General features: G+C 72.3%; 20 protein-coding genes. 3 read left to right on the plus strand and 17 right to left on the minus strand.

Annotated elements, in window-relative coordinates:
- Positions 1–11: 11 nt before the first annotated feature.
- Genes ABZX85_RS15240 through ABZX85_RS15260 form a run of 5 tightly spaced genes read right to left on the minus strand, consistent with a single transcriptional unit; the run spans position 12 to position 7,304 of the window.
- Positions 12–491, minus strand: coding sequence for a PaaI family thioesterase (locus tag ABZX85_RS15240; RefSeq protein WP_355867323.1), 480 nt, complete (start codon positions 489–491; stop codon positions 12–14).
- Positions 488–1,945, minus strand: coding sequence for an MFS transporter (locus tag ABZX85_RS15245; RefSeq protein ID WP_355867326.1), 1,458 nt, complete (start codon positions 1,943–1,945; stop codon positions 488–490). The genes ABZX85_RS15240 and ABZX85_RS15245 overlap by 4 nt, the downstream gene beginning before the upstream one ends.
- Positions 1,942–3,495 (minus strand): class I adenylate-forming enzyme family protein, encoded by a 1,554-nt coding sequence (locus tag ABZX85_RS15250; RefSeq protein WP_355867329.1) that lies wholly within the window; start codon positions 3,493–3,495, stop codon positions 1,942–1,944. The genes ABZX85_RS15245 and ABZX85_RS15250 overlap by 4 nt, the downstream gene beginning before the upstream one ends.
- The gene (locus tag ABZX85_RS15255; protein WP_355867332.1) at positions 3,492–5,531 is read right to left on the minus strand and encodes an FAD-dependent monooxygenase; all 2,040 of its coding nucleotides are present in this window, start codon (positions 5,529–5,531) and stop codon (positions 3,492–3,494) included. The genes ABZX85_RS15250 and ABZX85_RS15255 overlap by 4 nt, the downstream gene beginning before the upstream one ends.
- 27 nt (positions 5,532–5,558) lie before the next feature.
- Entirely contained in the window at positions 5,559–7,304 is a 1,746-nt protein-coding gene (locus ABZX85_RS15260; protein ID WP_355867335.1) for a cobalamin-dependent protein, read from the minus strand.
- A 323-nt stretch (positions 7,305–7,627) separates the two neighbouring features.
- Here ABZX85_RS15260 and ABZX85_RS15265 point away from each other — a divergent pair, with 323 nt between their 5' ends.
- On the plus strand, positions 7,628–8,209 hold the full coding sequence (locus tag ABZX85_RS15265; protein WP_355867338.1) for an XRE family transcriptional regulator: 582 nt from the start codon (positions 7,628–7,630) through the stop codon (positions 8,207–8,209).
- Here the strand turns inward: ABZX85_RS15265 and ABZX85_RS15270 are convergent.
- A complete protein-coding gene (locus ABZX85_RS15270; protein ID WP_355867341.1) occupies positions 8,202–8,891 on the minus strand; it encodes a phenylalanine--tRNA ligase beta subunit-related protein in 690 nt (229 codons plus the stop codon). The genes ABZX85_RS15265 and ABZX85_RS15270 overlap by 8 nt on opposite strands.
- Positions 8,892–9,096: 205 nt before the next feature.
- Here ABZX85_RS15270 and ABZX85_RS15275 point away from each other — a divergent pair, with 205 nt between their 5' ends.
- Together ABZX85_RS15275 and ABZX85_RS15280 are read left to right on the plus strand one after the other, a co-directional pair.
- Positions 9,097–9,264, plus strand: a complete 168-nt coding sequence (locus ABZX85_RS15275; RefSeq protein WP_355867344.1) for a hypothetical protein — start codon at positions 9,097–9,099, stop codon at positions 9,262–9,264.
- Positions 9,265–9,336: 72 nt separating this feature from the next.
- Positions 9,337–10,563: a cation:proton antiporter gene (locus ABZX85_RS15280; protein WP_355867347.1), complete on the plus strand. Its 1,227-nt coding sequence runs from the start codon at positions 9,337–9,339 to the stop codon at positions 10,561–10,563.
- A 21-nt stretch (positions 10,564–10,584) separates the two neighbouring features.
- Here ABZX85_RS15280 and ABZX85_RS15285 read toward each other — a convergent pair whose 3' ends face one another.
- From ABZX85_RS15285 to ABZX85_RS15335, 11 genes are all read right to left on the minus strand, one after another.
- Positions 10,585–14,760 (minus strand): CHAT domain-containing protein, encoded by a 4,176-nt coding sequence (locus tag ABZX85_RS15285; RefSeq protein WP_355867350.1) that lies wholly within the window; start codon positions 14,758–14,760, stop codon positions 10,585–10,587.
- 217 nt (positions 14,761–14,977) lie between these two features.
- Positions 14,978–15,649 (minus strand): hypothetical protein, encoded by a 672-nt coding sequence (locus tag ABZX85_RS15290; RefSeq protein ID WP_355867353.1) that lies wholly within the window; start codon positions 15,647–15,649, stop codon positions 14,978–14,980.
- Complete coding sequence (locus tag ABZX85_RS15295; protein ID WP_355867356.1) at positions 15,646–15,819, minus strand: hypothetical protein; 174 nt, start codon at positions 15,817–15,819, stop codon at positions 15,646–15,648. The genes ABZX85_RS15290 and ABZX85_RS15295 overlap by 4 nt, the downstream gene beginning before the upstream one ends.
- Positions 15,820–15,942: 123 nt before the next feature.
- Positions 15,943–16,830 (minus strand): ectoine hydroxylase, encoded by an 888-nt coding sequence (gene thpD, locus ABZX85_RS15300; RefSeq protein WP_355867359.1) that lies wholly within the window; start codon positions 16,828–16,830, stop codon positions 15,943–15,945.
- Between the two features lie 4 nt (positions 16,831–16,834).
- A complete protein-coding gene (locus tag ABZX85_RS15305; RefSeq protein ID WP_355867362.1) occupies positions 16,835–17,230 on the minus strand; it encodes an ectoine synthase in 396 nt (131 codons plus the stop codon).
- Between the two features lie 27 nt (positions 17,231–17,257).
- Positions 17,258–18,538, minus strand: coding sequence for a diaminobutyrate--2-oxoglutarate transaminase (gene ectB, locus ABZX85_RS15310; RefSeq protein ID WP_355867365.1), 1,281 nt, complete (start codon positions 18,536–18,538; stop codon positions 17,258–17,260).
- Between the two features lie 50 nt (positions 18,539–18,588).
- Positions 18,589–19,074 (minus strand): diaminobutyrate acetyltransferase, encoded by a 486-nt coding sequence (gene ectA, locus ABZX85_RS15315; RefSeq protein WP_355867368.1) that lies wholly within the window; start codon positions 19,072–19,074, stop codon positions 18,589–18,591.
- Positions 19,075–19,148: 74 nt separating this feature from the next.
- A complete protein-coding gene (gene ehuA, locus ABZX85_RS15320; RefSeq protein ID WP_355867917.1) occupies positions 19,149–19,907 on the minus strand; it encodes an ectoine/hydroxyectoine ABC transporter ATP-binding protein EhuA in 759 nt (252 codons plus the stop codon).
- Positions 19,908–19,944: 37 nt separating this feature from the next.
- Positions 19,945–20,592 carry an ectoine/hydroxyectoine ABC transporter permease subunit EhuD gene (gene ehuD, locus ABZX85_RS15325; RefSeq protein WP_355867370.1) on the minus strand — a complete coding sequence of 216 codons (648 nt, stop codon included), beginning with the start codon at positions 20,590–20,592 and terminating at the stop codon, positions 19,945–19,947.
- On the minus strand, positions 20,589–21,284 hold the full coding sequence (gene ehuC, locus ABZX85_RS15330) for an ectoine/hydroxyectoine ABC transporter permease subunit EhuC (RefSeq protein WP_355867373.1): 696 nt from the start codon (positions 21,282–21,284) through the stop codon (positions 20,589–20,591). The genes ehuD and ehuC overlap by 4 nt, the downstream gene beginning before the upstream one ends.
- A gap of 15 nt (positions 21,285–21,299) precedes the next feature.
- Positions 21,300–22,187 (minus strand): transporter substrate-binding domain-containing protein, encoded by an 888-nt coding sequence (locus ABZX85_RS15335; RefSeq protein ID WP_355867376.1) that lies wholly within the window; start codon positions 22,185–22,187, stop codon positions 21,300–21,302.
- Positions 22,188–22,401 lie beyond the last annotated feature (214 nt).

Below are 22,401 nucleotides of genomic sequence, written 5' to 3' on the forward strand. Positions count from 1 at the left end.
CTTCGCCGAGTTCACTTCTTCGCCTTCCTGATCGCCTCGGTGACCACGGACTCGCTCGTCACCCTGCCGGCCTGCGTGAGCGAGACCCGGACCTCGGCGGAGCGGTCGTCCGCCGCGGCGACCCGCGCTTCGAGACGGACGTCACCGGGCCTGGTCACCGCCAGATAGCCGACGTCCAGCCGGGTCGTGGCGAACACCAGGTCGTCCTCCAGGACGCTGTACATGGCGAACCCGGCGGCCTGGTCGTGGAGGCCGGCGACATGGCCGCCGAACGCGATCCCCGGCTCCACGCACAGGTCGTCGGGGATGTGGAAGGTGACCGCGACGAACCCCGGCCGCCACTCCAGGGCCCGCACCCCCAGGGAGAGCCGGACCACGTAGGGCGGCGGCGGGGTGGCGCGGGCGGCGATCTCGTCGAGGATCTGCTGCCGGACCGTCGCCGCGCCCGGGGCCGAGGTGCCGTCCATGTGCGGTGCCGCCTTCCTGGTCATCGTCCGTCCCGGCTGCCGCGCGCGATGAGCGGGACGAGCGCCGAGGCCAGCACGAACGCCGTCACCACCACCGCCAGCCCGAGCATCATGTCGGTGCGCAGCGCCGGATAGTCCAGCGCCGTCAGATCCCCGTGGAACCCCCTGAAGAACGCCAGCCCGATCAGGGCAACCCCGAGCGAGGAGCCCAGTTGCTGGGCGGTGGACAGCACCCCGGAGACCGCCCCGGAGTCGTCGTGGCGGACCCTGGCCAGCACGAAGTTCAGCAGCGGGCCGAGGACCAGGCCGAGCCCGAGGCCGGTGAAGAACATCGTCGGCGCCATCGCCCACCCGAAGTGCCTGCCCGAGCTGTTCCAGCCGAGCGTGGCGATCATCAGCGCGCTCCCGACGGCGCAGACCAGACACCCGGCGAGGATCGTGCGGGGCGCCCCGAACCGGGCCACGGTCCTCGCCGACCGCAGCGAGGTGAGCGTGCTGCCGACCGCGTACGGCGTCATCGCGAGGGCCGTCGCGAGCGCCCCGTACCCGAGGCCGTACTGGAGGGTGATCGAGAAGTACAGGAAGAACGGGATGACCGCCGAGAAGTACACCAGGTACAGGGCGAGGGCGAGGCGGAACACCGGGTCGGTCCACAGCCCCGGCCGCAGCAGCGGGGAGCGGCCCCGCCTCTCCAGCGCCGACTCCAGCCGCAGGAACACGGTCAGCAGGACCGGCGTGCAGGCGAGCAGCGCCCACCCCCACCACGGCCAGCCCCTGTCGCGGCCGATGGTCAGCGGCACGAGCAGCGCGACCAGCAGCAGGACGACCGTCAGCGAGCCCAGGTAGTCCAGGCGCAGCCGCAGCCCCTTGTGCGCCGGGACGGTCCGGGGGGCCAGTGCGACCAGGACGATTCCCACCGGGATGTTGATGAGGAAGATCGGCCGCCAGTCCAGCCCGTCGAGGTCCGCGGCGATGAGCAGTCCCGCGATGATGGGCCCGGCGATCGTCGCGCAGCTGATGACCGCGCCCAGCCAGGCGAACGCGCGCCCCCGCCGCTCCGGCGGGATCACGATGTGCAGGGTGGCGATGACCTGCGGATACAGCACCGACGCCGACAGCCCCTGCCATACGCGGGCGGCGATGAGCTGCTCGGGCCCCTGGGAGAGCCCGCAGGCCAGGCTCGCCAGGGTGAAGGACACCGTGCCGATCATGAACATGCGCCGCCGGCCGTACAGGTCGCCCAGCCGCCCGCCGGCGATGAGCATGACCGCGTACGCCACCACGTACCCGGCGACCACCAGCTGCACGTCCGGGACGCTCGCGCCCAGGTCGCGCTGGAGGCTCGGGATGGCGACGTTCACGATCGAGGTGTCGGCGAGCAGCATGAACGCGGCGCCGAGGACCAGCGCCGCGGTCTTGCGTTCCGCCGGCGGGAAGCGGTCCGGGACCGTCGCCGCCGGCGCGGTGGAGCGGCTCATTCGCCCGCCCCGCCGGACAGCAGCCGGCCGCGGCGGACCTTGAGCGTCCCGGTGACGGGGAACTCCTCCCACGACCGGTACGTCACGCCGGTGTCCGGCGGCAGGCCCGCGCTCTCGCGTGCGCGCCGCCAGCGGTCCTCGTCGACCGGTTTCCCGTCCGCCGTGGCCGCGACCGCCGTGGCCGTCCCGTCGACGGCGACGATCACGACCTCGGCCAGCTCCGGGAGTTCGTCCAGCAGGACGTCCTCCGCGCGCAGTGTGCTGGACACGCCCGGCACCCGGTCCACCTCACGGTCGTACAGCTCCACGTGCCCGTCCGCGCGCAGGACGCCGAGGTCGCGCATCGGCCACCAGGTGTCCCGGCCGGGCAGCGGGGGACGGCCGATCATCGCCTCGGCACGGGCCGGGGTACGGACCTCGATGTGGCCCGGGATGCCGGCCGGCAGGGGGGCGCCGGTGCCGTCGACGACACGGACCTCCATGCCGGGGAACGGGGCGCCCACGTCACGGGAGTCGAGGCGGCCCGGCTCGGCGAGGTCCGCGCGGGACGTCATCAGGACGGTGACCGGGCCGGTCTCGGTCTGGCCGTACGCCTGGATGAACGCCGGGTTCGGATGCTCGGAGGCGCCGAGGAGGGTGCGCAGGGTGCGGGGGTGGATCGCGTCGAAGCTGCTGATGTACCGCTCGACCGTCGCCAGGGGGTTCGGCGTCTCGTGCGCCAGCGGCTCCCAGCGCAGGAACATGTTCGGCTGCGCCTCCAGCGTCTGGGGGCGGTGGCGCAGCAGCGCCGTACGCACCGACGGCAGGTCGGGGGAGGCGAGGCCGAGGAACGGGACGCCCGTGTTGAGGGCGGTGAGGATGCCCGTCGAGGAGCGGACGTGGACGAAGGACAGGCACTTCGCGCTGATCCCCGAGTAGTCCAGCGACCGCACCACGCCCATCTGGGGGGCGACGTGCGCGAACAGCGAGTCGACCGTGTGCACGAGGAGCTTCGGGGTGCCGGTCGTGCCGGAGGAGTGGGTGATCAGCATCGGCTCGGAGCCGGGACGCCGGGTGACCTCGTGGGCGGCCGGTTCGTCCAGCGGGACCGCACCCGGGAGGCCGGTGTCCGGGGTGAGGGCCAGGACGCGCGTGACGACACCGCCGAGCGACTCCTGCCAGGGCCGTAACGCCTCGGCGCCCTCGGCGTCGGTCAGCAGGTACGGCCGGTCCAGCTCCCGCAGGCAGTGCACGAGGTCGGCCGGCTCCATCCGCACCGACAGCAGCGCGGGCAGCGCGCCGATCCGCACCGCCGCGCACTGGATCGCCTGGATGTCGAGGTGGTTCGCCTTCACCAGCGCGACCACCGCGCCCGGCCGCACCCCGGCCCCCCACAGCCGGTCGGCGTAGTCCGCGACCACCGCCGCGAAGTCGCCCACCGTCTCAGGGGTCCGGCACGCCGACCGCCACGGCGTGTCCGCGCACAGCGCGACCTCCGCGTGGTGTCCGGCCGCGCCCTCCGGCAGCGAGCCGAGATCCGCGATAGGGAGCACAGCACCTTCCTCCGTCATGACCACTCCTGTGGGGTAGCACGATCCGCCGTCCCCCGCAGGGGCAGCGAGTTCACCGTCGGCTGGTCCACGACGCACAGGTCCGCGCGCCCCGCCAGCACGATCGTGTCGACGTCCGCCGCCGAGATCGCCCCCGCCGCGATCACCGCGAAACCGCTCCCGCGCCCGCTCTGGTTGCGAATCCGGTCCGCGTACACGTCCCGGTCGGCCCGCACCCCCGCACAGACGTGGACGGCGCTGGCGCCGCGCGCGGCGAACTCGTTCGCGATCTCCGTCACCGCGTCGACACCGTCCCCGCCCGGATACCAGCGCTCCGGGGAGATCCGCACGCTCACCGGACGCTCCGCCGGCCACACCGCGCGGATCGCCTCGAACAGCTCCAGCGGATGACGCGGCGAACCCCCGGACCGGCCCCGCACGGCCGACGGCGACAGATACGAGGCGAGCGGACTGTCGTCTGCGTAGTCCAGCTCCAGCAGGTCGAACCCGGCCGCGGCACGCCGGGCCGCCGCCGCGAACGCGCGCCGCAGATCACCGGCCGGCTCGGCGGCGCCGCGATGCCCGAGCCGCACCCCGACCTTCGCCGGGGAGTGCGCGTGCACGAAGTCCACGACCCGCCGCCACGCCGCCTCCTGCTCGGCGCTGTACAGCCCCGGACCGCCCGCCGGGTCCGCCGCCGACACCGCGACCGGACCCGCCATCACCAGCCCGGCCCCGCCCAGCGCCGCCCCGCCCAGCCGCACCAGCTGGAGATCGCCCGGCACCCCGCCCGGCGCCGGGGACGGCTCGCCGGGCGAGATCACCACCCGGTTGACGAGGTCCAGCCCCCCGAGCCGGAACGGCTGGAGCATCGGCGGCCCCGCCGGACCCTGCGCCGACCCCGCGAACCACCGCTCCGCCCGCGACACGAACCCCGCGTCCCGCCGCCGCAGCGCCGTGTACGACACCCGGCGGCTGCGCGTCAGGAGGTTCACCGCGAACTGCTGCGGCTCCTGGTGGGTGTACCGGTCGACGTTCTCGAACCACTCCCGGCTGGCCTGCGCCGCCCGCTGGAGCGCCGCCACCTCGGGCCGCCGCCGCGCCTCGTACGCCGCGAGCGCCGCGCGCGTCGTCGGCTGCTCACGCAGGCTGCCGGCCAGCGCCGCCGCGTCGTCCATGGCCAGCTTCGTGCCCGAGCCGATCGAGAAGTGCGCGGTGTGCGCCGCGTCCCCGATCAGGACGACGTTGTCGTGCCGCCAGGTCTCGCAGCGCACCGTGGGGAAACGCAGCCAGCGCGAGTTGTTCCCGTACAGCTTGTGGCCGTCCAGGATGTCCCGGCACAGCTCGGCGACGAGGCCCGTCGACCGTTCGTCGCTCTCGCCCGGCGCCAGCCGCTCGGGGGCGGCCTCCGCGAAACCGGCCGCCCGCCAGGCATCCTCCGACAGCTCCACGATCATCGTGCTGGCGTGCCGGGAGTCCGGATAGGCGTGCACCTGCATCGCCCCGCCCGGCGTGTCCACGACGTAGAACGTGAACGCGTCCAGCTCCAGATCGCTGCCCAGCCAGATGTACCGGCACCTGCCCGTGCGCACCGTCGGCCGGAACGTGCGCGCGTACCGCGCCCGCACCAGCGAGTGCGCCCCGTCCGCCGCCACCACCAGATCGTGCTCGGCCGCCAGCGCCGCCACGTCGGCGACCTCGCTGCCGTGCCGTACGGGTACGCCGAGCTGGGCGCACCGGCGCTGTAAGGACATCAGCAGCGCGGCCCGGTTCATCGCCGCGAACCCGTTGCCGCCCGCCGTGAACGTCGTGCCCCGGTAGCGGACGTCGATGTCGTCCCACCGGGTCAGCAGCGGACGCAGCGCCGCCACGACCGCCGGGTCGGCGCGCTCGATACCGCCCAGCGCCTGGTCGGAGAGGACCACGCCGAACCCGAACGTCTCGTCGGGGGCGTTGCGCTCCCAGACGGTGATCTCGTGCGTCGGGCCGAGCTGACGGCGGGCCAGCACACTGAAGTAGAGCCCGCCGGGACCACCCCCGATCACCGCGATCCGCACCTCTGCCTCCCCCGTCGGCTGTCGTGCTCAGGCCCCGTGGACCGGAGCCGTCGTGGACACGGCCTCGATCAGCTCCGGCGGGACGGTGGCGTCGTCGAACCACCGGCCGCCGAGCGGTCTGGGCACCGGCATGATCTGGTCGTTCGTGTAGGACAGGACCTTCCGGTTGTAGGCGCGGATCACGTCCCGCAGATCGGCGGGCAGCTCCTCGTCGAGCGTCAGCGCCCGCTCCATTTCCCCGAGCAACTCCCGGGTCTCCTCGATGGTGCGCAGAACGGCCTTGCAGAATCCCGCCGGAAGGACTCCGTATTCCCCTTTGATCTCCACCAGGCGGGTGATCGCCTCGTAGGAGACGTCCTGGAGCTGACGCCTGCTCAGCCAGCGGGTCTCGTAATTCAGCCGCCGATACCAGAGCGGTTCGACCATGGCCTGGCGGTGCTCTTCGAGGGTGCGGTGGTGGATACGGTAGCCGTGCTTCTCCGGTTCCTCGAAGAACTGCGATCCGGGATCGAGGAACGGCACCATCGGACAGATCAGCGGAAGGGCGCCCCAGCCGCCGAACTTCCGGATCAGCCGCTCAGAGTAGGCGATCGTGTCCAGCACCGACTGCCGGTCCTGGTAGGGCATCCCGATGAAGTACCAGATCATGATTCCTTTCACGCCGGCGTCCAGCGCGCGCGGAATCCATTCCTCCATCTGCTCCATGGTGTAGTTCCCGCGCCCGGCGGCCTTGCTGATCCTCAGGTCGTGGGACTCCGGGGAGAGCATGATGTACGAGTCCGTCGATTCGCCCATCTTCTTCAGAATGTCGGGCGGCGTCAGGCTGAACTGTTCGAAGTGGACGCTCTTGTAACCGAGTTCCTTCACCGCGTCGAGATACTGGTGCATCCGCGTGCGGTTCTCCGAATAGCACTGGAGCGCGTAGATCGAGGTCCGCTTCGCGGCCTCCCGCATGGTGCGCAGCTCCTCGACGACGAGGTCGTTGTCCTTCTGCACCAGCGTCCGGCGGACCCCCATGATGTTCCGGTACGCGAACCGGGACCCGCCGCACCAGCCGCAGTCGTGTGCGCACCCGGTGTTCGGCAGCGTCATGATCAGCTTCGACGCCGAGGGGCCGCCGTCGGCCACGTCCCGGTAGTACGACCAGTCGTTGCGCACGTTGTTGTAGTTGCTGTCCGGGGTGTGCGTGAACCCGGTGGCCTCGACCTCGCCGTCCTTCTTATACAGCAGGTTCGGGATGCCCCGGAAGTCCCGCTCGCCGCGCCGCACCCGGCTGACGAGTTCGGTGACCGGGTCGAGCGTGTCGTAGCCCTGGACGACGACGTCGACGCTCGGGTACCGGATCAGCTGCTCGGCGTAGTAGGTCGCCGAGATGCCGCCGAAGACGGTGAGCGCCTCGGGGTGGACCTCTTTCACGAGGGCCGCGAGTTCGACCGAGCCGTGGCAGTGGGCCATCCAGTGCAGGTCGAAACCGAAGATCGGGGCGTCGAATCGGGCGATGAGTCGTTTCACGTCGATCTCGGGATGCAGCAGCATCAGCGAGGCGACGTTCACAATCTTCGTCTCGAAACCGGCGTCGGCCAGCCGCTGCTTTATCGAGAACCAGCCGATGGGATAGATCTCGTACACCGACGTCACATTGACGCTGTCACTGTCGCTGAGATAGGCGAACAGCATGTCGTCGCGCTCGCGGAAATCAAATACGCTGGGCGCGTGTAATAAGAAAAGGTCGGCGTCGAGTCCGGGCGCCGACTGCTGATTCGTGATGGTCATTTCACGCCTCCCCCGGCATCCTTTCCGTATGCCGAAACCTTTGTCAAGGCCCGCTCGGGACGCGCGAAAAGCGATCTTGCCGGACTCCTTCCTGGCCAGTGACGATGCCGCCGGAAGGTGGAGTCGTAAAGATTTCACCAATTCCGTCCGGGGTGCCGGAGATCATTTCTCATAAGGGCCGCATCGCGTCGTGACGAATACGGTGATCTCTGCTATGCGGCGCGGTGTGCGCGGGTTAACGGCCGGCGAACCCGTGCCGTCCTCCTATAATCGGCCCGAACGACTGGGGACAACAGTGGAACGACCGTGAGGACGGTGGCCGGGTGACCGAGGCGGACACGGCGCTGCGGACCGTCGCGCACAACGTGCGGGCCGCCCGGACGCGCGCGGGGCTCTCGCTGGACGAGCTGAGCCGGCGCGCGCAGGTCAGCAAGGGCGCGCTGGTGGCGCTGGAGAAGGCGCAGGGCAACCCGAACCTCGCGACGCTGGTCCGGCTGGCCGACACGCTCGGGATCTCCGTGTCCGCGCTGATGCAGGGCCCCGCCGAGGGCCGGGTGCGGATCGTGGCCGCCGAGGACGTCACCCCACTGTGGGAGGGGGAGCGGGGCGGTGAGGCGCGGCTGATGCTGACCACGGCCGGGCCCGCGCCCGTCGAGGTGTGGCGGTGGCGGCTGGAACCGGGCGAGGACTACCCCAGCAGCCCGCACCAGCCCGGGGTCGTGGAGACGGTCAGCGTGCTCACGGGGCGCATGACGCTCGTCGTCGACGGTACGGAACACGCCCTCGCCGCCGGACAGACCGCGACCTTCGACGGCGACCTGCCGCACGCCTACCGGGGGGCCGGCACCGGGACGTGCCGGCTCGTCATGACCGTCCACCTGCCGCCCGCGGCCTCCGTCAGCTGACGGCGAGATACTCCACGGCCGTCCGCTCCGCGTGCGGCGCCAGCAGGCTCTGGAGTTCGTCCGCCGCGAGCTTGACCAGATGGCCGTCCCGGTCCGCGTGCAGGGTCTCCAGCACGAACGCGACGCGCGCCGAGTCCTCCGTGACACGCGTGCGGTGCGCGTCCCGGTGGTTCCAGTGCCGGGTGAGCACGTCCGTCGAGTCGACGTACACCACCTCGCCCGCCTTCGGCGCCTCCACCGTCTCCGGCTCGCCCAGCGGCGTGAACGACTCGGTGCCGTCCGCGTACCGGATGTCGACGTCACCGGTCACCCGGTCCAGGTCGAAGGCGCCGGCCGGGAGACCGTGCCGGACGGAGACCGCGTTGTACGAGTCGACCGCCGGGTTGATGCGCGGCAGGGTGCCCCGCTTCGCCATGCGGCGGCCGAGGGCGTCGACGCTGGGGCGGACGCGGCGCGGATTCGTGCCGAAGGAGCGGTAGGCGGTGTGCCACGCCTCGATCCGGGGGTCCGTCTCGTCGGCCGGCTGCCAGGAGCCGTCCGCGAGCCGCTGCTCCAGCTCCGCGAGCGTGGCCGCCGTGTCCGGCCAGTCCTCGTGCCCGCGCAGGCCCGAGGCGGTGATGACAGCGATGAGCGTGCCGGGGAACGCCTCGGCTACGGCGGGGCTGATGCGGAAGGCGGTCATGCGGGGGGTCCGATCCGGCGAGCGGTTCAATGGAACGACTGAACTGTACAGCGGATCGACCGAGCGGGGCGAACCGCCCGCCCGGGACCGCCCCCGGCAGGAGCGGACCGTCCTCCCCCAGGACGACCCCACCCCGCCGACCGGCGGGGTCGAACCGGACAGCTGCCGGATGGCAGCCCCGCCCCGCGACCCCCAGGCTGAAGCCATGCAACGACACGAACAGCACAAGGAGCACCGGTCGCGTGGCGGCCGGTGGGAGGGCGTCCTGCTGAGCCTCGCGGCCGGCGTCGCCGTGCTGGCGGTCATCCGCCCGGACCTGTACGGCGGACTCGTCGAGGGCCTCGCCGCACACGTCACCGGATCGGCCCACTGACCCCCGCGCCACCCTCCCGACCCCGCCCCCCCGCCCTCTTCGTATCCCCGTCCCCACGAAAGCCCCCACGCAGTGATCCTCACCATCCTGGCCGCCGCGGTGATGGCCCTGATCCGCTCCCTCGCCGCGCTGCGCCTCCAGCGCTGGCACCTCGGCGCCCCGGCGACCATGGTCCTGGCCGGCGTCCTGGTCGGCCTCAGCGTCGAGAATTCCGTCGTCGCCGTCCTCAACACCGAGGTCGCCCAGCACGTCGCCGAGATCATCCTGGCGTTCCTGCTGTTCGTCGACGCGACCGAGGTGCGCGGCGGACGCCTGTGGGGGAACTCGCCCCGGCTGGTCGCCCGGGTCCTGCTGATCGCGCTCCCGCTCAGCCTCGGCGCCGCGATGGTCCTCGGGAAACTGGCCTTCCCCGGCCTGTCCTGGGCGCTGATGCTGGTCATCGCCTGCGTCGTCGTCCCCATCGACTTCGCGCCCAGCGAAGGCGTCGTCCGCGACGGGCGGCTCTCGTCGCGCGTACGGAGCGTCCTCAACGTCGAGAGCGGCTACAACGACGGCATCGTGTCGCCGCTCTTCCTGTTCGCGCTGCTGCTCGCCGGCGGGAGCACCACTCTCCACACCCCGACGGAGGCCCTGACCAGCGCCGCCGGACAGGCCGTGAAAGCGGTCCTCGCCGGGCTCGTCATCGGCGCCCTCGTCGCCTGGCTGCTGCACCACGCCGACCGCGCCGGCTGGACCACCGACCAGTCCCGCCGGATCGCCGTCCTCCTCACCCCGCTGATCGCCTACACGGCCGGCGTCGAGATCGGCGGCAACGGCTTCGTCACCTCCTTCGTGTGCGGGATCGCCTTCCGCTACGTCCACCGCGTCCTCGTCGCCCGCAGACAGGCCCACCGCTCCTCCATCGGCACCCACGAGGTCGGCCTCCTGGAGGACGTCACCACGCTGATGACGATGACCATGTGGTTCGTCGTCGGCCTCGCGGCCGTCGTGACCTTCGCGATCGGCGTGAGCTGGCAGGCGGTCCTGTTCTGCCTGGGCGCCCTCACCGTCGTCCGTGTCGTCCCCGTCCTGTTCGCGCTCCTCGGGTCGCCGCTCGGGCGGCGGGACCGGGTGCTGCTCGGGCTGCTCGGGCCGCGGGGGACGACCACGATCGTCTTCGGGCTGATCGCCTACAACAGCCTGCCGGACGGGGTGCGGGCGGACACCGTGCTCCAGACGACGGTGCTGTCCGTGCTGGGGAGCGTGCTGCTGCACGGGATGTGCTCGGAGACGCTCATCAGACGGTTCGCGAAAGCCTGAGGCCCGGCGGACAGCGGCGGTTCAGGGGCCGGTGTGGACGTAGGCCGCCCACAGCAGGGGGTCGTCGTGCAGCTCCCTGATCTCCCGTACGGCGCTGTGCAGGGCGAACGCCGCGCGGGCGGGGTCGGGGCGGCCGTCCGGGCACAGCTCCGCGTAGAAACGCTCCGTCAGCTGCCGCGTGATGTCGTCGCGGGCCATCCACTGCGTCGCCACCACGTGGGTGAAGCCCGCCAGTTGGAGTGCGCCCGAGAGGTGTACGGGCTCGTCGGGGAGGCGTTCCGTGCCGCGGGCCGTCTCGCAGGCGGAGAGGAAGGCGAGGTCGGCGCGGGGCAGGCGCAGCCGCGTGATGGTCTCCACCGTGAGGAGCCCGCCCTGGCAGTGCAGCCCGCCCTCGCCGGGGTGCGCGGCGTTGTGGCGGGCGTGGCCCGCGAAGTGGAGGCAGGTGTGGTGGGGGAGGGCCTTGCGCAGCGCGGGCGGGGTGACCTTCGGGCCCGTCAGCAGGGTGCGGTCCGTGAGCCGGGTGACCAGGCCGATGGCCTCCTTGCGGGCGCCGGGGAGCGGCGCCAGGTCCGGGACGGTCGCCTGGTCGACGACCAGGACGGGGCCGGGGGTGTCGTCCTGACGCTGCGTACGGGCCTCCGTGAGGGAGCGCAGGGTCGTCGCGTACGAGCAGACGAAGCGGGCCGGGGTCGCGGCGTGCAGCGGGAGGAGGGCGAGCGGGCCGGTCGGGCACCACCACAGCCGGGTCACCTCGGGCGGCAACGCGTCCAGGACCGGCTCCAGCACCCGGAACTCCAGGTTCCCCAGCGTCACGCGCAACGCCTCCCCCGCCGTCCGCGGCGAGGACAGCGCCGACAGCAGCGACTCCGCCGCCTCCTTCACCCACACCAGATCCAGATCGGGCAACGGCACGACCCGGACGGCGTCCCGCGTGACGACCAGCGCGTCGCAGCGCAGCAAGCTGGTGTTGACGACGACGACCGCGCCGTCCGCCGCGGACTCCCGCAGCTCCTCGGAGGTCGGCGGCGTGAGGAGCGCGTCCAGACCGAGCACCCGGTACGCGTCGGCCGTCGCCGCGTCGAGTCCGGCGGCCAGCTCACGGCGTCGGCGGGCGTCCGTCGTGTCCTCCAGGGCGGCGCGGAACTCCTCGATGCGGGCGCTGAGTCCGGGGTCGTACTCGGCCAGTTCGGCCAGGTCGAAGCGGGTGTCGACGGCTTGGGCGAGGAGGATGCCGCGGCCCTGTTCGAGGAGGTGGAGAGCCGTGTCGGGGAGACCGAGGTGGAGAGCGGCGGCAGCGGCGTCGCAGGCGATGCTGTCGGAGACGGCCAGGCCGCTGATCCGGTCCTCCAGCTCCAGGCCGTGCCAGGCGAGGGCGGGGAGCTGGGCGACGGCGACCCGGTAGGCGGTCAGTGCCTCCTGCCAGTCCGCGAGCAGCGCCGCGTGCAGGCCCCAGAGGGCGGAGGCGCTGAAACGGATCTTCGCGGGCACGCCCTCCACGGCCGCCGCCTCCCGGTACGCGGCGAGCGCCGCCCGCAGCGCGGGCCGCCCGGGTTCGTCGAGGCCGTCGGTGAGCCTTGCCACGGCCGAGGCTTCCACGGAGTCGGAGAGCCGGGACAGTCCGATCGTCCGCAGGACACCCGCCACGTGCAACAGCCCGCCCGCCTTGGCCGACGTCGACGCGGGCAACCGGCCGATGAACCGGGGGAGTTCGGCGAGGGGCATGCCGTCGGCCAGCCGGGGCAGCCCTGAGACGGGCAGGTGACCGAGAGTGTGCACGGCCAGGAGTGTGTGCGTCTGGCCCAGCAGGACCAGGGACGACACCCGCCGCCAGTCACCCTCGGGGAGCGCGTCCAGTGACTGCCGTGTGACGTCGGCCGCCGCCGTCAGATCAGCGGCGTCGCCCGCCACCTCGTACCGGCTCATGAGCGCCGTGCCGAGACCTGCCAGGCACTTGGTGCGGTACGGATGGCCGGGGTCCATGCCGTCCAGGGCCGCCCGGCCGTACCGCACCGCCTCGTCCGCGTCGCCCCGGCGGCCGAGGGTCCGGGCCCGGTCGCTCAGTACGAACGCCAGGTTCGTCAGCGCGCCCGGCCGGTGCACGTACGCGGCCGGGTACGCCCCGACCGCCAGCCGGCCGGCGTCGACCGCCTCGTCGAGATCGGCCAGGCCGCCCGTGCGGTCGTACAGGTCGGACAGCGCGAGGGTCAGGTTGGTCGCCGCGTTGCCAGCGACCGTTCCGCCGGGTGCCGTTTCGACGGCCGTCCGCAGCGCGTCGATCGCCTCGTTCAGGTCGGCGAGGGCATGGGAGCGTTCGTGCGAACGGCGCAGCAGCATGCCCAGGTTGTTCCAGGTCACGGAGCGCTCCTGCGCGGACAGCCCGGGAGTGAGGGCGACGACGGCGTCCCGCGCCGCCCGGATCGCCTCCGCGAGGTCCGCCTCCGTCATCAGCAGCTCGTAGCGCGCGGCGTGGGCCGCAGCGAGGTGTGTCAGACACCCCGCGCGGTCGGGGTCACCCACCTGCGCCGCCTCCACCGACTCCCGGCTCACCCGCACCGCGCGGTCCAGCTCCGCCGCGTCGCCCCGGCGCAGTCCCCGCTTGCGGATCTGCACGCCGAGCGCGGACAGCGTCGTCGCCCGCTCCGGATGCCCCGGCCCCAAGCTCTTGAGCGCCGCCTCGAAGGCGACGACCGACTCGTCGAGGAGGGCGGGGTCGTCGGTCCGTTCGTACGACAGGTCGAGGGCGCGGGCGAGGTTGAAGCGGGCGGCAGGGGTGTCCTCGCGGCGCAGGGCGGGGATCGCGTGCTCCAGGAGTTCGGCGAGCCGGTCGTCGTCGCCGGACTCCCAGGCGCGGAGGGCCTCCGAGAGCAGACGCGAGCCGGTCGGCGTGTTCTTCGGGGAGGTCAACGCGTCGAGCAGCGTACGCAGTTCCTCGTTCTCGCCCAGCTCCAGCGCCTGACGGCACACCTCGATCGTTTCGTCGGAGTCCCGGACGTCCCCCGTCACCTCGAACCTGCTCCCCAGCACCAGCGCGAGCGCCCGCATCCGGTCGGCCCGCAGCGGTTCCGGAGCCGCCTCCACGAGCCGGCGCGTGGCGTCCACGAGGGCGTCCAGATCCTCGATCGCCCCGGTGTGCCGGGCCCGCGTCGACAACGCCAGGACGTGGTTGGTGAGGTGGACGAAGAGCTCCGGGCCGGCCGGCGGGGTGCGGTGGACGGCCCGCTCGGTGTGCTCCAGCGCGGAACTCAGGTCGTCGGGGTCGCCGGTGGTGGCGAACCGGGCGTGCAGGGCCATGCCGAGATGGGAGAGGTGCCTCGGCACGTGCGGCTCCGCACGGGACGCGGTTCCGAGGGCGTCGATCGCCTCGTCCAGATCGGCGGGGGAGGGGTGTTCCTCGTCGAGGGTCGCGCGGGCGAGGAGGGCCAGACCGAGGTGGGCGTGGAACAGCGCGGGGGAGCGCGGATCGGCGGTCGCCTCCCGGCCCGAGACGACCGCCTCGTCCAGGACCCCGGGGTCGCGGGCGGAGAGGGCGACGAGCGCGCCGGCGAGGTTGCCGTGGTACTGCCCCCGGTGCGGATCGCCGGGCAGGGCACGCCGTACGGCCGTCCGGCCCGCCTCCACCGCCTCGTCCAGGTCCGCCCCGGCGTCGCGCAGCACGGCCCGGTCCCGCAACGCCGCGCACAGGTTGGCCAGGGCCATCGGCTCGCCGGGGTGGCCGGGCGGCAGGGCGTCCCGGACGTGCCTGTTCACGGCGACGGCCTCGTCCAGCGCCTCGGGGGCGAGGGTCGTGCCCCAGCGGGTGTACGCGGCGATCGCGCGGGCGCCCAGCGCGGAGAGGTCGTCGACCTCGGGCGTCTCCATCGCCTCGGTGAGCGGGCGCAGCTCCCGGGGGACGGCTTCCGGGCTCACCTTGCCCAGGAGGGCGAACAGCTCGACGGCCGTGGCGAGTTCGGCGCGATCGCCCAGGGCCAGGGCGCGGGCGTGGTGCAGGACGGCGACGAGCTGGAGGAAGGGGCCGTCCACGAGCCACCGGCCGGCGTGCAGGCGTGCCGCGTGGGAGCGGAGTTCCGCCGCCAGGGCGGGGGAGTCCGGGGCCGTGACGCCCGAGGGGTCTTCGCCGAGGAAGGCGGTCAGGCGGTGGGAGAGGGTGGCGGCGAGCCGGTGGGCGGGGTGCCAGTCGGGGACGGCGGGGTGGGTCATGGGTCGATGATCGGGGTGGGAGGGGGTGGCGTGGGGGGAGTTGGGGAGAATGCCGGGGCGCTGTCGGGCGGAGGGGTCGCTTCGGGGAGGAGGCCGGGGAGCGGACCGGTTATGACACGCGCCGCCTTCTCTGGGTCGCCCCGACCCCTGCACGCGCCGCCTTCTCTCGACCGCCCCGACCCCTGCACGCGCCGCCTCTTCCCGGCCACCCCGCCCCTTACTTCCCGCCCGTCGCGAACAGGAACAGCACCGCCCCCACGACCACCAGCAACGATCCCACCAACGTCTGCACCCGCGCCCGCCGCAGGGCCGCCCGCACCTGCCACGCGTGGATCAGCTCGACCAGATGACGCCGGCGGGCGGTGGCCCGCGCGAGATTGGCGTGGGCGGCGGCGACGCTCGCGGCGAGGGACACCCGCTGCTGTTCGTCACCCGTACGGGCGAGGAGTTCGGTCAGCCGTACGGCCACCGTCGCATGCGTACGGCACGCGGCGTCGAGGGCGGCGGCCGTCGTGCCGAACGGTCCGAAGAACGCCTCGGGTTCGGCGGCGATCGCCGTGCGGAGGTCACCGAGGGCGCGGTCCTCCAGGGCACGCAGGGTCGTGAAGCGCGGGGTGAGGACCTCGCCGGTCCACCAGATCGCCCAGGACACCCCGGTGACCCCCAGACCGAGCCCGCCCATCGCGAGGAACAGGTCGTCACGGCCGTGGATCTTCCCGACGGCGGCCAGCGGGAACCCGGCGAGCAGGAGCCCGCCGACCGCGGCCGTCGCCGTGAGGGTCCACCGGGCCACGGCACGCATGTCGGCGACGGTGGTGGCGAGATCGGCGGTGACGGGCTGCGCGACCGGTTCGGGGGCCTGCGGTTCGGCCGGAGTGAGGAGGCTCATCGCTCCTCGGTGCCCTCCGTCTCGCCGTCCAGCCGGAACACCTCCACGGGCCCCGTACCGGGATCGGGCAGCTCCACGTACGGCCGCCACGCCTCACCGTCGAAATACTCCACCGGCATCCCGGGCCGCACCCGTACGGCACCGGTCTCCGGCTTCTCCTCGGACTCCACGCGACGCACCTTCCCTGCGAGAGACGGGGTTCGGAGGATACCGCCGCGAGGCGGGCGCGGCCGGGACGGCCGGGGCACGGGTCCGCCGACCCGCGCCCCGCAGGTCCTGGGCCACCGCACCGGTTACCGCACCGGCGTGAAGTCCCGCGCCCCGATGTACTCCGGCCGCCGCACCGGCGCGGCGAACGGCTCCACCGCCGTGTTGTCGACGCTGTTGAAGACGACGAACAGGTTGGAGCGGGGGTAGGGGGTGATGTTGTCGCCGGAGCCGTGCATGGCGTTGCAGTCGAACCAGACGGCGGACCCGGCGGGACCGGTGAAGAGGCGGATGCCGTGGGCGTCGGCGAGTGTCTCCAGGGCCCGGTCCGAGGGGGTGCCCGCGTCCTGCATCTGGAGGGAGCGCTTGTAGTTGTCGCGGGGGGTCTCGCCCGCGCAGCCCAGGAACGTGCGGTGCGAACCCGGCATGATCATGAGGCCGCCGTTGGTGTCGAGGTTGGGCGTCAGGGCGATCGACACCGAGACGGTCCGCATCCGGGGCAGCCCGTCCTCCGCGTGCCACGTCTCGAAGTCGGAGTGCCAGTAGAAACCGGACGCCCCGAACCCCGGCTTCACGTTGATCCGCGACTGGTGGACGTACACGTCGGAGCCGAGGATCTGCCGGGCCCGCCCGACGACCCGTTCGTCCCGCACGAGCGACGCGAACACCTCGCTGATCCGGTGCACCTCGAAGACCGAACGCACCTCGCCGGACCGGGGTTCGACGATCGCGCGCTCGTCGGCGCGTACGGCGGGGTCGTGCAGGAGCCGGTCCAACTCGGCCCGGTAGCGCGGCACTTCACCGGGTTCGACGAGCCGGTCGACCGCGAGGAAGCCGTCCGTGTCGAAGGAGGAGAGGTCGTCGGGCGTGAAGGGGCCCGGGTGGCCGGGGCCCGACCAGACGACGGGGTCCTGACGGGGCGTGACGGTCTCGGCGGCGGCCCGGCTCGGGTAGCGGTCGGTGAGCGTGGTCATGGGATCAGTCCTCCAGGAGCAGGGGGTAGACGCCGTTCTCGTCGTGGTCCTCGCGGCCGGTGACGGGCGGGTTGAACACGCACACGCACCGGAAGTCGGTCCTGGGCCGCAGGGTGTGCCGCTCGTGGCCGTCGAGCAGGTACATCGTCCCCGGCGTGATCTCGTGGGTCAGGCCGGTCTCCTCGTCGGTGAGTTCGGCCTCGCCCTCGACGCACAGGACGGCCTCGACGTGGTTCGCGTACCACATGCGGGTCTCGGTGCCCGCGTACAGCACCGTCTCGTGCAGGGAGAAGCCCACCTTCTCCCGGGCGAGGACGAGGCGCTTGCTCTCCCAGGTCCCCGACTTCGACCTGATGTGCCGGTCGGTGTTCTCGATCTCCGTCAGTGATCGGATGATCATCCGAGTCTCCTTCCTGTCGTTGTGCTCTCAGCCCGAGGCCCGGACCGCCCGGTCGAGGATGTCCAGCCCCTCCTCCAGCTCCGCCTCGCTCACCGTCAGCGCCGGCAGCAGCTTCACGACCTCCCCCTGCGGCCCCGACGTCTCCAGCAGCAGCCCCCGCTCGAACGCCCGCGCGCAGACGGCCGCGGCCCGCGCGGGGTCGTCGAACTCGACGCCCCACACCAGCCCCCGCCCCCGGCAGGCGGTCCCCGGATGCTCGGCGCACAGCGCGAGAAGCCGCTGCTCGACGGTCTCCCCGAGCCGCGCGGTACGCGACTCGGTCTCCCGGTCCGTCCAGTAGGCGTGGAGCGCGGCCGTCGCCGTCACGAACGCCGGGTTGTTGCCGCGGAACGTGCCGTTGTGCTCGCCCGGCTCCCACAGGTCGAGTTCGGGGCCGAACAGGGTGAGCGCCATGGGCAGTCCGTACCCGCTGATGGACTTGGAGACGGTGACGATGTCCGGGGTGATGCCCGCCTCCTCGAAGGAGAAGAACGGCCCGGTCCGCCCGCACCCCATCTGGATGTCGTCGACGATGAGCAGCATGTCGTGGCGCGCGCACAGCGCCGCGAGCCCGCGCAGCCACTCCGGCCGGGCCACGTTGATCCCGCCCTCGCCCTGCACGGTCTCGACGATGACGGCCGCCGGATGGTTCAGCCCGGAGCCGGTGTCCGCGAGAAGCCGCTCGAACCAGAGGAAGTCCGGGACCTGCCCGTCGAGATAGTCGTCGAACGGCATCGGCGTGCCGTGGACCAGCGGAATCCCCGCCCCGGCGCGCTTGAAGGCGTTGCCGGTGACGGCGAGCGAGCCGAGCGTCATGCCGTGGAAGGCGTTCGTGAACGACACGACCGACTCCCGCCCCTTGGCCTTGCGCGCCAGCTTCAGCGCCGACTCGACGGCGTTGGTGCCCGTCGGCCCCGGGAACATGACCTTGTACGGCAGGTCGCGCGGCTTGAGGATCAGCTCGTGGAAGCTCTCCAGGAAGGCCCGTTTGGCGGTGGTCGCCATGTCCAGGCCGTGCGTGATGCCGTCGCGCTCCAGATGGTCGATCAGGGCGCGTTTGAGGACCGGGTTGTTGTGCCCGTAGTTGAGGGACCCGGCACCGGCGAAGAAGTCCAGGTAGCGGCGGCCGTCCTCGGACCACAGATGGCTGCCGCGGGCCTGGTCGAAGACGACGGGCCAGCCCCGGCAGTAGCTGCGGACCTCCGACTCCAGCAGCTCGAACGTACTCAGGGGCGCCTCGGCGGCGGTCGTGCGGGCGGTGGTGGTCATGCGGGAACTCCTCAGGAAGGGGGGAGGGAGAAGAAAGAGGGGAGTGAGGGTCAGCGCAGAGGGCCGATGCGGTGCAGCACCTCGGACTCGTGTCCGGCGCCGGGGAACAGCCCGTCGTCGAAGAGGACGGTCTCCTCGACCTCCGCGCGATGGCGTGCCGCGTACGACGCGAAGAGCGCCCGGGACGCCGTGTTGTCCGGCGTGATGGTGGTCTCCACCGCGCTCGCGGCGGTCCGCGCGGTCAGCGCGTCGAGCAGCGTGCCGGCCAGCCCGCGGCCCCGGTGGGCGCCGTCGACGGCGATCTGCCAGACGAAGAGGGTGCCGGGCCGGTCGGGCCGCAGATAGCCGGTGACGAACGCGACGGGCTCGCCCCGGTGCCGGGCGACCGCCGAGGTGTCCGCGAAGTCACGGCACCACAGGAGATAGCTGTAGGGGGAGTTCAGATCGAGGACCTCGGAGTCCCGGGCGATGCGCCACAGGGCGCTCCCGTCGTCCACGGTCGGGCGGTCGATGGTCAGGGCAGGAGGAAAGGGCATGGGTCCCTTGGGTCGGGAACGGGTGGCGGCGGCGACGGACCGGGGCGGCGGATCGCGCGCGCGGGTGGGGGAGTTCACAGGACGGCGCTCAGGAATTCCCGCGTACGGCGGTGGCTCGGCGCGGTGAACAGCTGCTCGGGGCTGCCCGACTCGACGACCCGCCCCGCGTCGAACATGAGGACCTCGTCCGACACGTCCCGCGCGAACCCCATCTCGTGGGTGACGCACAGCAGGGTGATGTCGGTCGTGGCCGCGATCTCCCGCAGCAGGTCCAGAATCCCGGAGACGAGTTCGGGATCGAGCGCCGAGGTCACCTCGTCGAGCAGCAGGATCTCCGGCTCCATCGCCAGCGCCCGCGCGATCGCGACCCGCTGCTGCTGGCCCCCGGACAGCCGCGTCGGATGCTCCTCGGCCTTGTCCGCGAGCCCCACCATGTCGAGCAGCTCCCGCGCCCGCCCCTCCGCCTCCTCCCGGGGCCGCCCGAGCGTGCGCACGGGCGCCTCCGTGATGTTGCGCAGGACGTTCATGTGCGGGAACAGGTTGAAGTGCTGGAACACCATGCCGATACGGCGCCGGACCGACCGCAGGTGCTTCTCGTCGGCCCGCTTCAGGGCGCCGTCGTCGCCGCGCCGGTGCGACAGCGGCTCGCCGTCCACCCAGATCACGCCGTCCGACACCCGCTCCAGCGTCATCAGCAGCCGCAAAATAGTCGTCTTGCCGGAACCGGACGGGCCGATCAGCGTGATGTGCCGGCCGCGCTCCACCGAGAAGTCGAGCCCGTCCAGGACGGTGTGGTCGCCGTAGCGTTTGACGACCTGTTCGAAGCGGATCATCGGCGGCTCGGCCGGGGACTTCTCACGGGGTTCGGTGTCAGTGGCCAAGGCGTTGCTCCAGTTTCCGCAGGGCGAGCGAGGTCGGGTAGCTCGCCAGCAGGAAGACCAGTCCGGCGAGGGTGAAGGCTTCGGGATAGGCGAAGTGGTCGGCGCCGTACTCACGGGCCTGCGCGACCATCTCCGAGACCGTGATCACGGCGAGGAACGGGGTCTCCTTGAACATGGCGATCGCGTAGTTGCCGAGCGCGGGCAGCACCGTCCGCACGGCCTGCGGCAGGATCACGTCCCCCCACGTCCGGGCCGGCGACAGCGACAGCGCCCGCGCCGCCTCCCACTGCCCCTTCGGGACGGCGTCGATGCCGGCCCGGTAGACCTCCGCGAGGTAGGCCGAGTAGTGGACGCCGAGCACCGCGACGCCGATCGTGAGCGGCGACACCCAGGTGAACACCGCGTACGCGCCCACGAGTTGGACGAGCAGCGGGGTCGAGCGCACGAACTCCAGGACGGCCTTGAGAGGGAAGGACACCCAGCGGCTCGGCACCCGCCCGCCGATCGCCAGCGCCAGACCGAGGACGGCGGCGACGAGGGTTCCCAGCACCGTCGCCAGGAGCGTCGTCCTGAACCCGGCGAGCAGCAGCGGCAGCGCCTCGCGGGCCGCCTCCCAGTCCCACAGGTAGGTCGTCACGGGCGGCCTCCGCTCGTCGCGATCGGGGTCCGGCCGAGCCGGGCGGCGGCATGCCGCTCCAGGAGCCGCATCGCGGCCGTCAGCAGCCAGGCCAGCAGAAAGTACAGGACCAGCAGCGTCGCGTAGGCGGGCACGGTCTCGCCGGTGCGGTCGCGCAGCGACTGGACGACCGTCGTCAGATCCGCCACCGAGATCAGCCACAGCAGCGGCGTCGCCTTGAGCATCTGGACCAGCAGGTTGGTGAACGGCGGGATCATCTGCGGCCACGCCTGGGGGAGCGCGATCCGGTAAAGGCGTTGCAGGGGAGTGAAGTTCAGCGCGACGGCGGCCTCCCGCTGCGGCGCGGGCACGGCGGCCAGCGCACCCCGGACGACCTCCGAGCCGTACGCCCCGTAGTTCAGGCCGAACGCGAGGACCCCGCACGCCAGCGGAGCGAACTCGAAGCCGGTGAGCAGCGGGAACGCGTAGTACAGCCAGAAGAGCTGGATGTACAGGGAGGTACCCCGGAAGAACTCGACGACGGCTCTCGACGTCCAGCGGGCCGGGCGCCACCGGGCGCCCGCGGCCAGCCCGCAGCCGAAGGCGACGACGGCCGCGAGCAGCGCGCCCAGCACGGTCGCCTCGACGGTCACCCACAACCCGGCGCCCACAGACGGGAGTTCGTCGAGGAAGACGGACAGGAAGTCATCCATGGCGGTGCCCCCGCGTCACGCGGCGCACAGCCGTGCCGTCGTCAGGTCCGCGGGCGGCAGTTCGGCGGCGGTGAAACCGTACGGGCCGAGCAGCCGGACGTACCGCTCCCGGTCGGAGGTGATCTTCTTCAGCTCGGTGTCGAAGGCGTCCCGCAGGGAGCCCGCGCTCTTGCGGAAGACGGCCCCGCCCGGGCTGTACTGCTTCACCCCGCCGACCATCGGCAGGAACGGCTCGGTGACATCGAGCCCCTTGTTGGTTTTGTTGAGCCAGCGCAGCGAGATCCCGGTCAGGACGAACGCGTCGATCCGCCCGTTCTTCACGGCGTCGGCGCCGTCCTGCGGTTTCGTCAGCGTCCTGACCTTGCCCGAGGGGATGCCGGCCGCCTCCACGTACCCCTTCTCCGCCGCCCCGGACAGCACGCCCAGGGTGACCCCGGCCCGCTTCGCCGACTCCAGGTCGCCGAGCCTCCTCGGGTTCCCGGACGGCACCATCATCGCGGTCGGCGAGATGAACTCCGGCTCGGAGAACGCGGCCTTCGCGCAGCGGTCGGGGAGGATCGCCATGCCGGCGCTGATCACCTCGTACTTGCCGGCCAGCAGGCCAGGGATCAGCCCGTCCCACTCCGAGAACACCGGCTTCAGCCTCGGCACGCCCAGCGCCTTGAACACCTCGGCGTGCAGCGTCGGCGCCTCCCCCTTGAGGGTGCCGCCCTCCTCGAAGCCGTACGGGGCCTCGTTCGCGTAGGCCACCTTCACGGAACCGCGCTTGCGCAGGGCGGCGAGCAGGTCGGCGTCGTCCGCCGCGCCGCCCTCGGTCCTGCTGCACGCGGCCACCCCCGCGAGGGCGCCTGCGGAGGCGAGGCCGAGGAGTCGGCGGCGGGTCAGGACGGTCTTGCTGGGCATCACGTGAAGTCCCCTGGTCGGGCGGTCGCTTTCGTCGTGCGGACGCACCTGCCCGGACTCACCGTTGTATGTCAGCCCGCCCGGCAGTGTTATCGGCTCGTGACATGACTGTTTCGGCATCCTTAGCGCCACACGCGTTTGCGGACCGAACGCCCGGCCGATGTGGGAACGCCCAGGTCGAAACGGGGAGATGAGGTGAACTTCTCGCTGTGCC

It is taken from the genome of Streptomyces sp. NPDC004539 (genome assembly GCF_040610055.1).
In the GTDB taxonomy this organism is placed as follows: Bacteria; Actinomycetota; Actinomycetes; order Streptomycetales; family Streptomycetaceae; genus Streptomyces.

What these genes read in the sequence shown, in the direction of transcription:
- ABZX85_RS15240 (WP_355867323.1), bottom strand. Translation starts at nt 491, where the DNA reads ATGACCAGGAAGGCGGCACCGCACATGGACGGCACCTCGGCCCCGGGC.
- ABZX85_RS15245 (WP_355867326.1), bottom strand. Translation starts at nt 1,945, where the DNA reads ATGAGCCGCTCCACCGCGCCGGCGGCGACGGTCCCGGACCGCTTCCCG.
- ABZX85_RS15250 (WP_355867329.1), bottom strand. Translation starts at nt 3,495, where the DNA reads ATGACGGAGGAAGGTGCTGTGCTCCCTATCGCGGATCTCGGCTCGCTG.
- ABZX85_RS15260 (WP_355867335.1), bottom strand. Translation starts at nt 7,304, where the DNA reads ATGACCATCACGAATCAGCAGTCGGCGCCCGGACTCGACGCCGACCTT.
- ABZX85_RS15270 (WP_355867341.1), bottom strand. Translation starts at nt 8,891, where the DNA reads ATGACCGCCTTCCGCATCAGCCCCGCCGTAGCCGAGGCGTTCCCCGGC.
- ABZX85_RS15275 (WP_355867344.1), top strand. Translation starts at nt 9,097, where the DNA reads ATGCAACGACACGAACAGCACAAGGAGCACCGGTCGCGTGGCGGCCGG.
- ABZX85_RS15285 (WP_355867350.1), bottom strand. Translation starts at nt 14,760, where the DNA reads ATGACCCACCCCGCCGTCCCCGACTGGCACCCCGCCCACCGGCTCGCC.
- ABZX85_RS15290 (WP_355867353.1), bottom strand. Translation starts at nt 15,649, where the DNA reads ATGAGCCTCCTCACTCCGGCCGAACCGCAGGCCCCCGAACCGGTCGCG.
- thpD (WP_355867359.1), bottom strand. Translation starts at nt 16,830, where the DNA reads ATGACCACGCTCACCGACCGCTACCCGAGCCGGGCCGCCGCCGAGACC.
- ABZX85_RS15305 (WP_355867362.1), bottom strand. Translation starts at nt 17,230, where the DNA reads ATGATCATCCGATCACTGACGGAGATCGAGAACACCGACCGGCACATC.
- ectB (WP_355867365.1), bottom strand. Translation starts at nt 18,538, where the DNA reads ATGACCACCACCGCCCGCACGACCGCCGCCGAGGCGCCCCTGAGTACG.
- ectA (WP_355867368.1), bottom strand. Translation starts at nt 19,074, where the DNA reads ATGCCCTTTCCTCCTGCCCTGACCATCGACCGCCCGACCGTGGACGAC.
- ehuA (WP_355867917.1), bottom strand. Translation starts at nt 19,907, where the DNA reads ATGATCCGCTTCGAACAGGTCGTCAAACGCTACGGCGACCACACCGTC.
- ehuC (WP_355867373.1), bottom strand. Translation starts at nt 21,284, where the DNA reads ATGGATGACTTCCTGTCCGTCTTCCTCGACGAACTCCCGTCTGTGGGC.
- ABZX85_RS15335 (WP_355867376.1), bottom strand. Translation starts at nt 22,187, where the DNA reads ATGCCCAGCAAGACCGTCCTGACCCGCCGCCGACTCCTCGGCCTCGCC.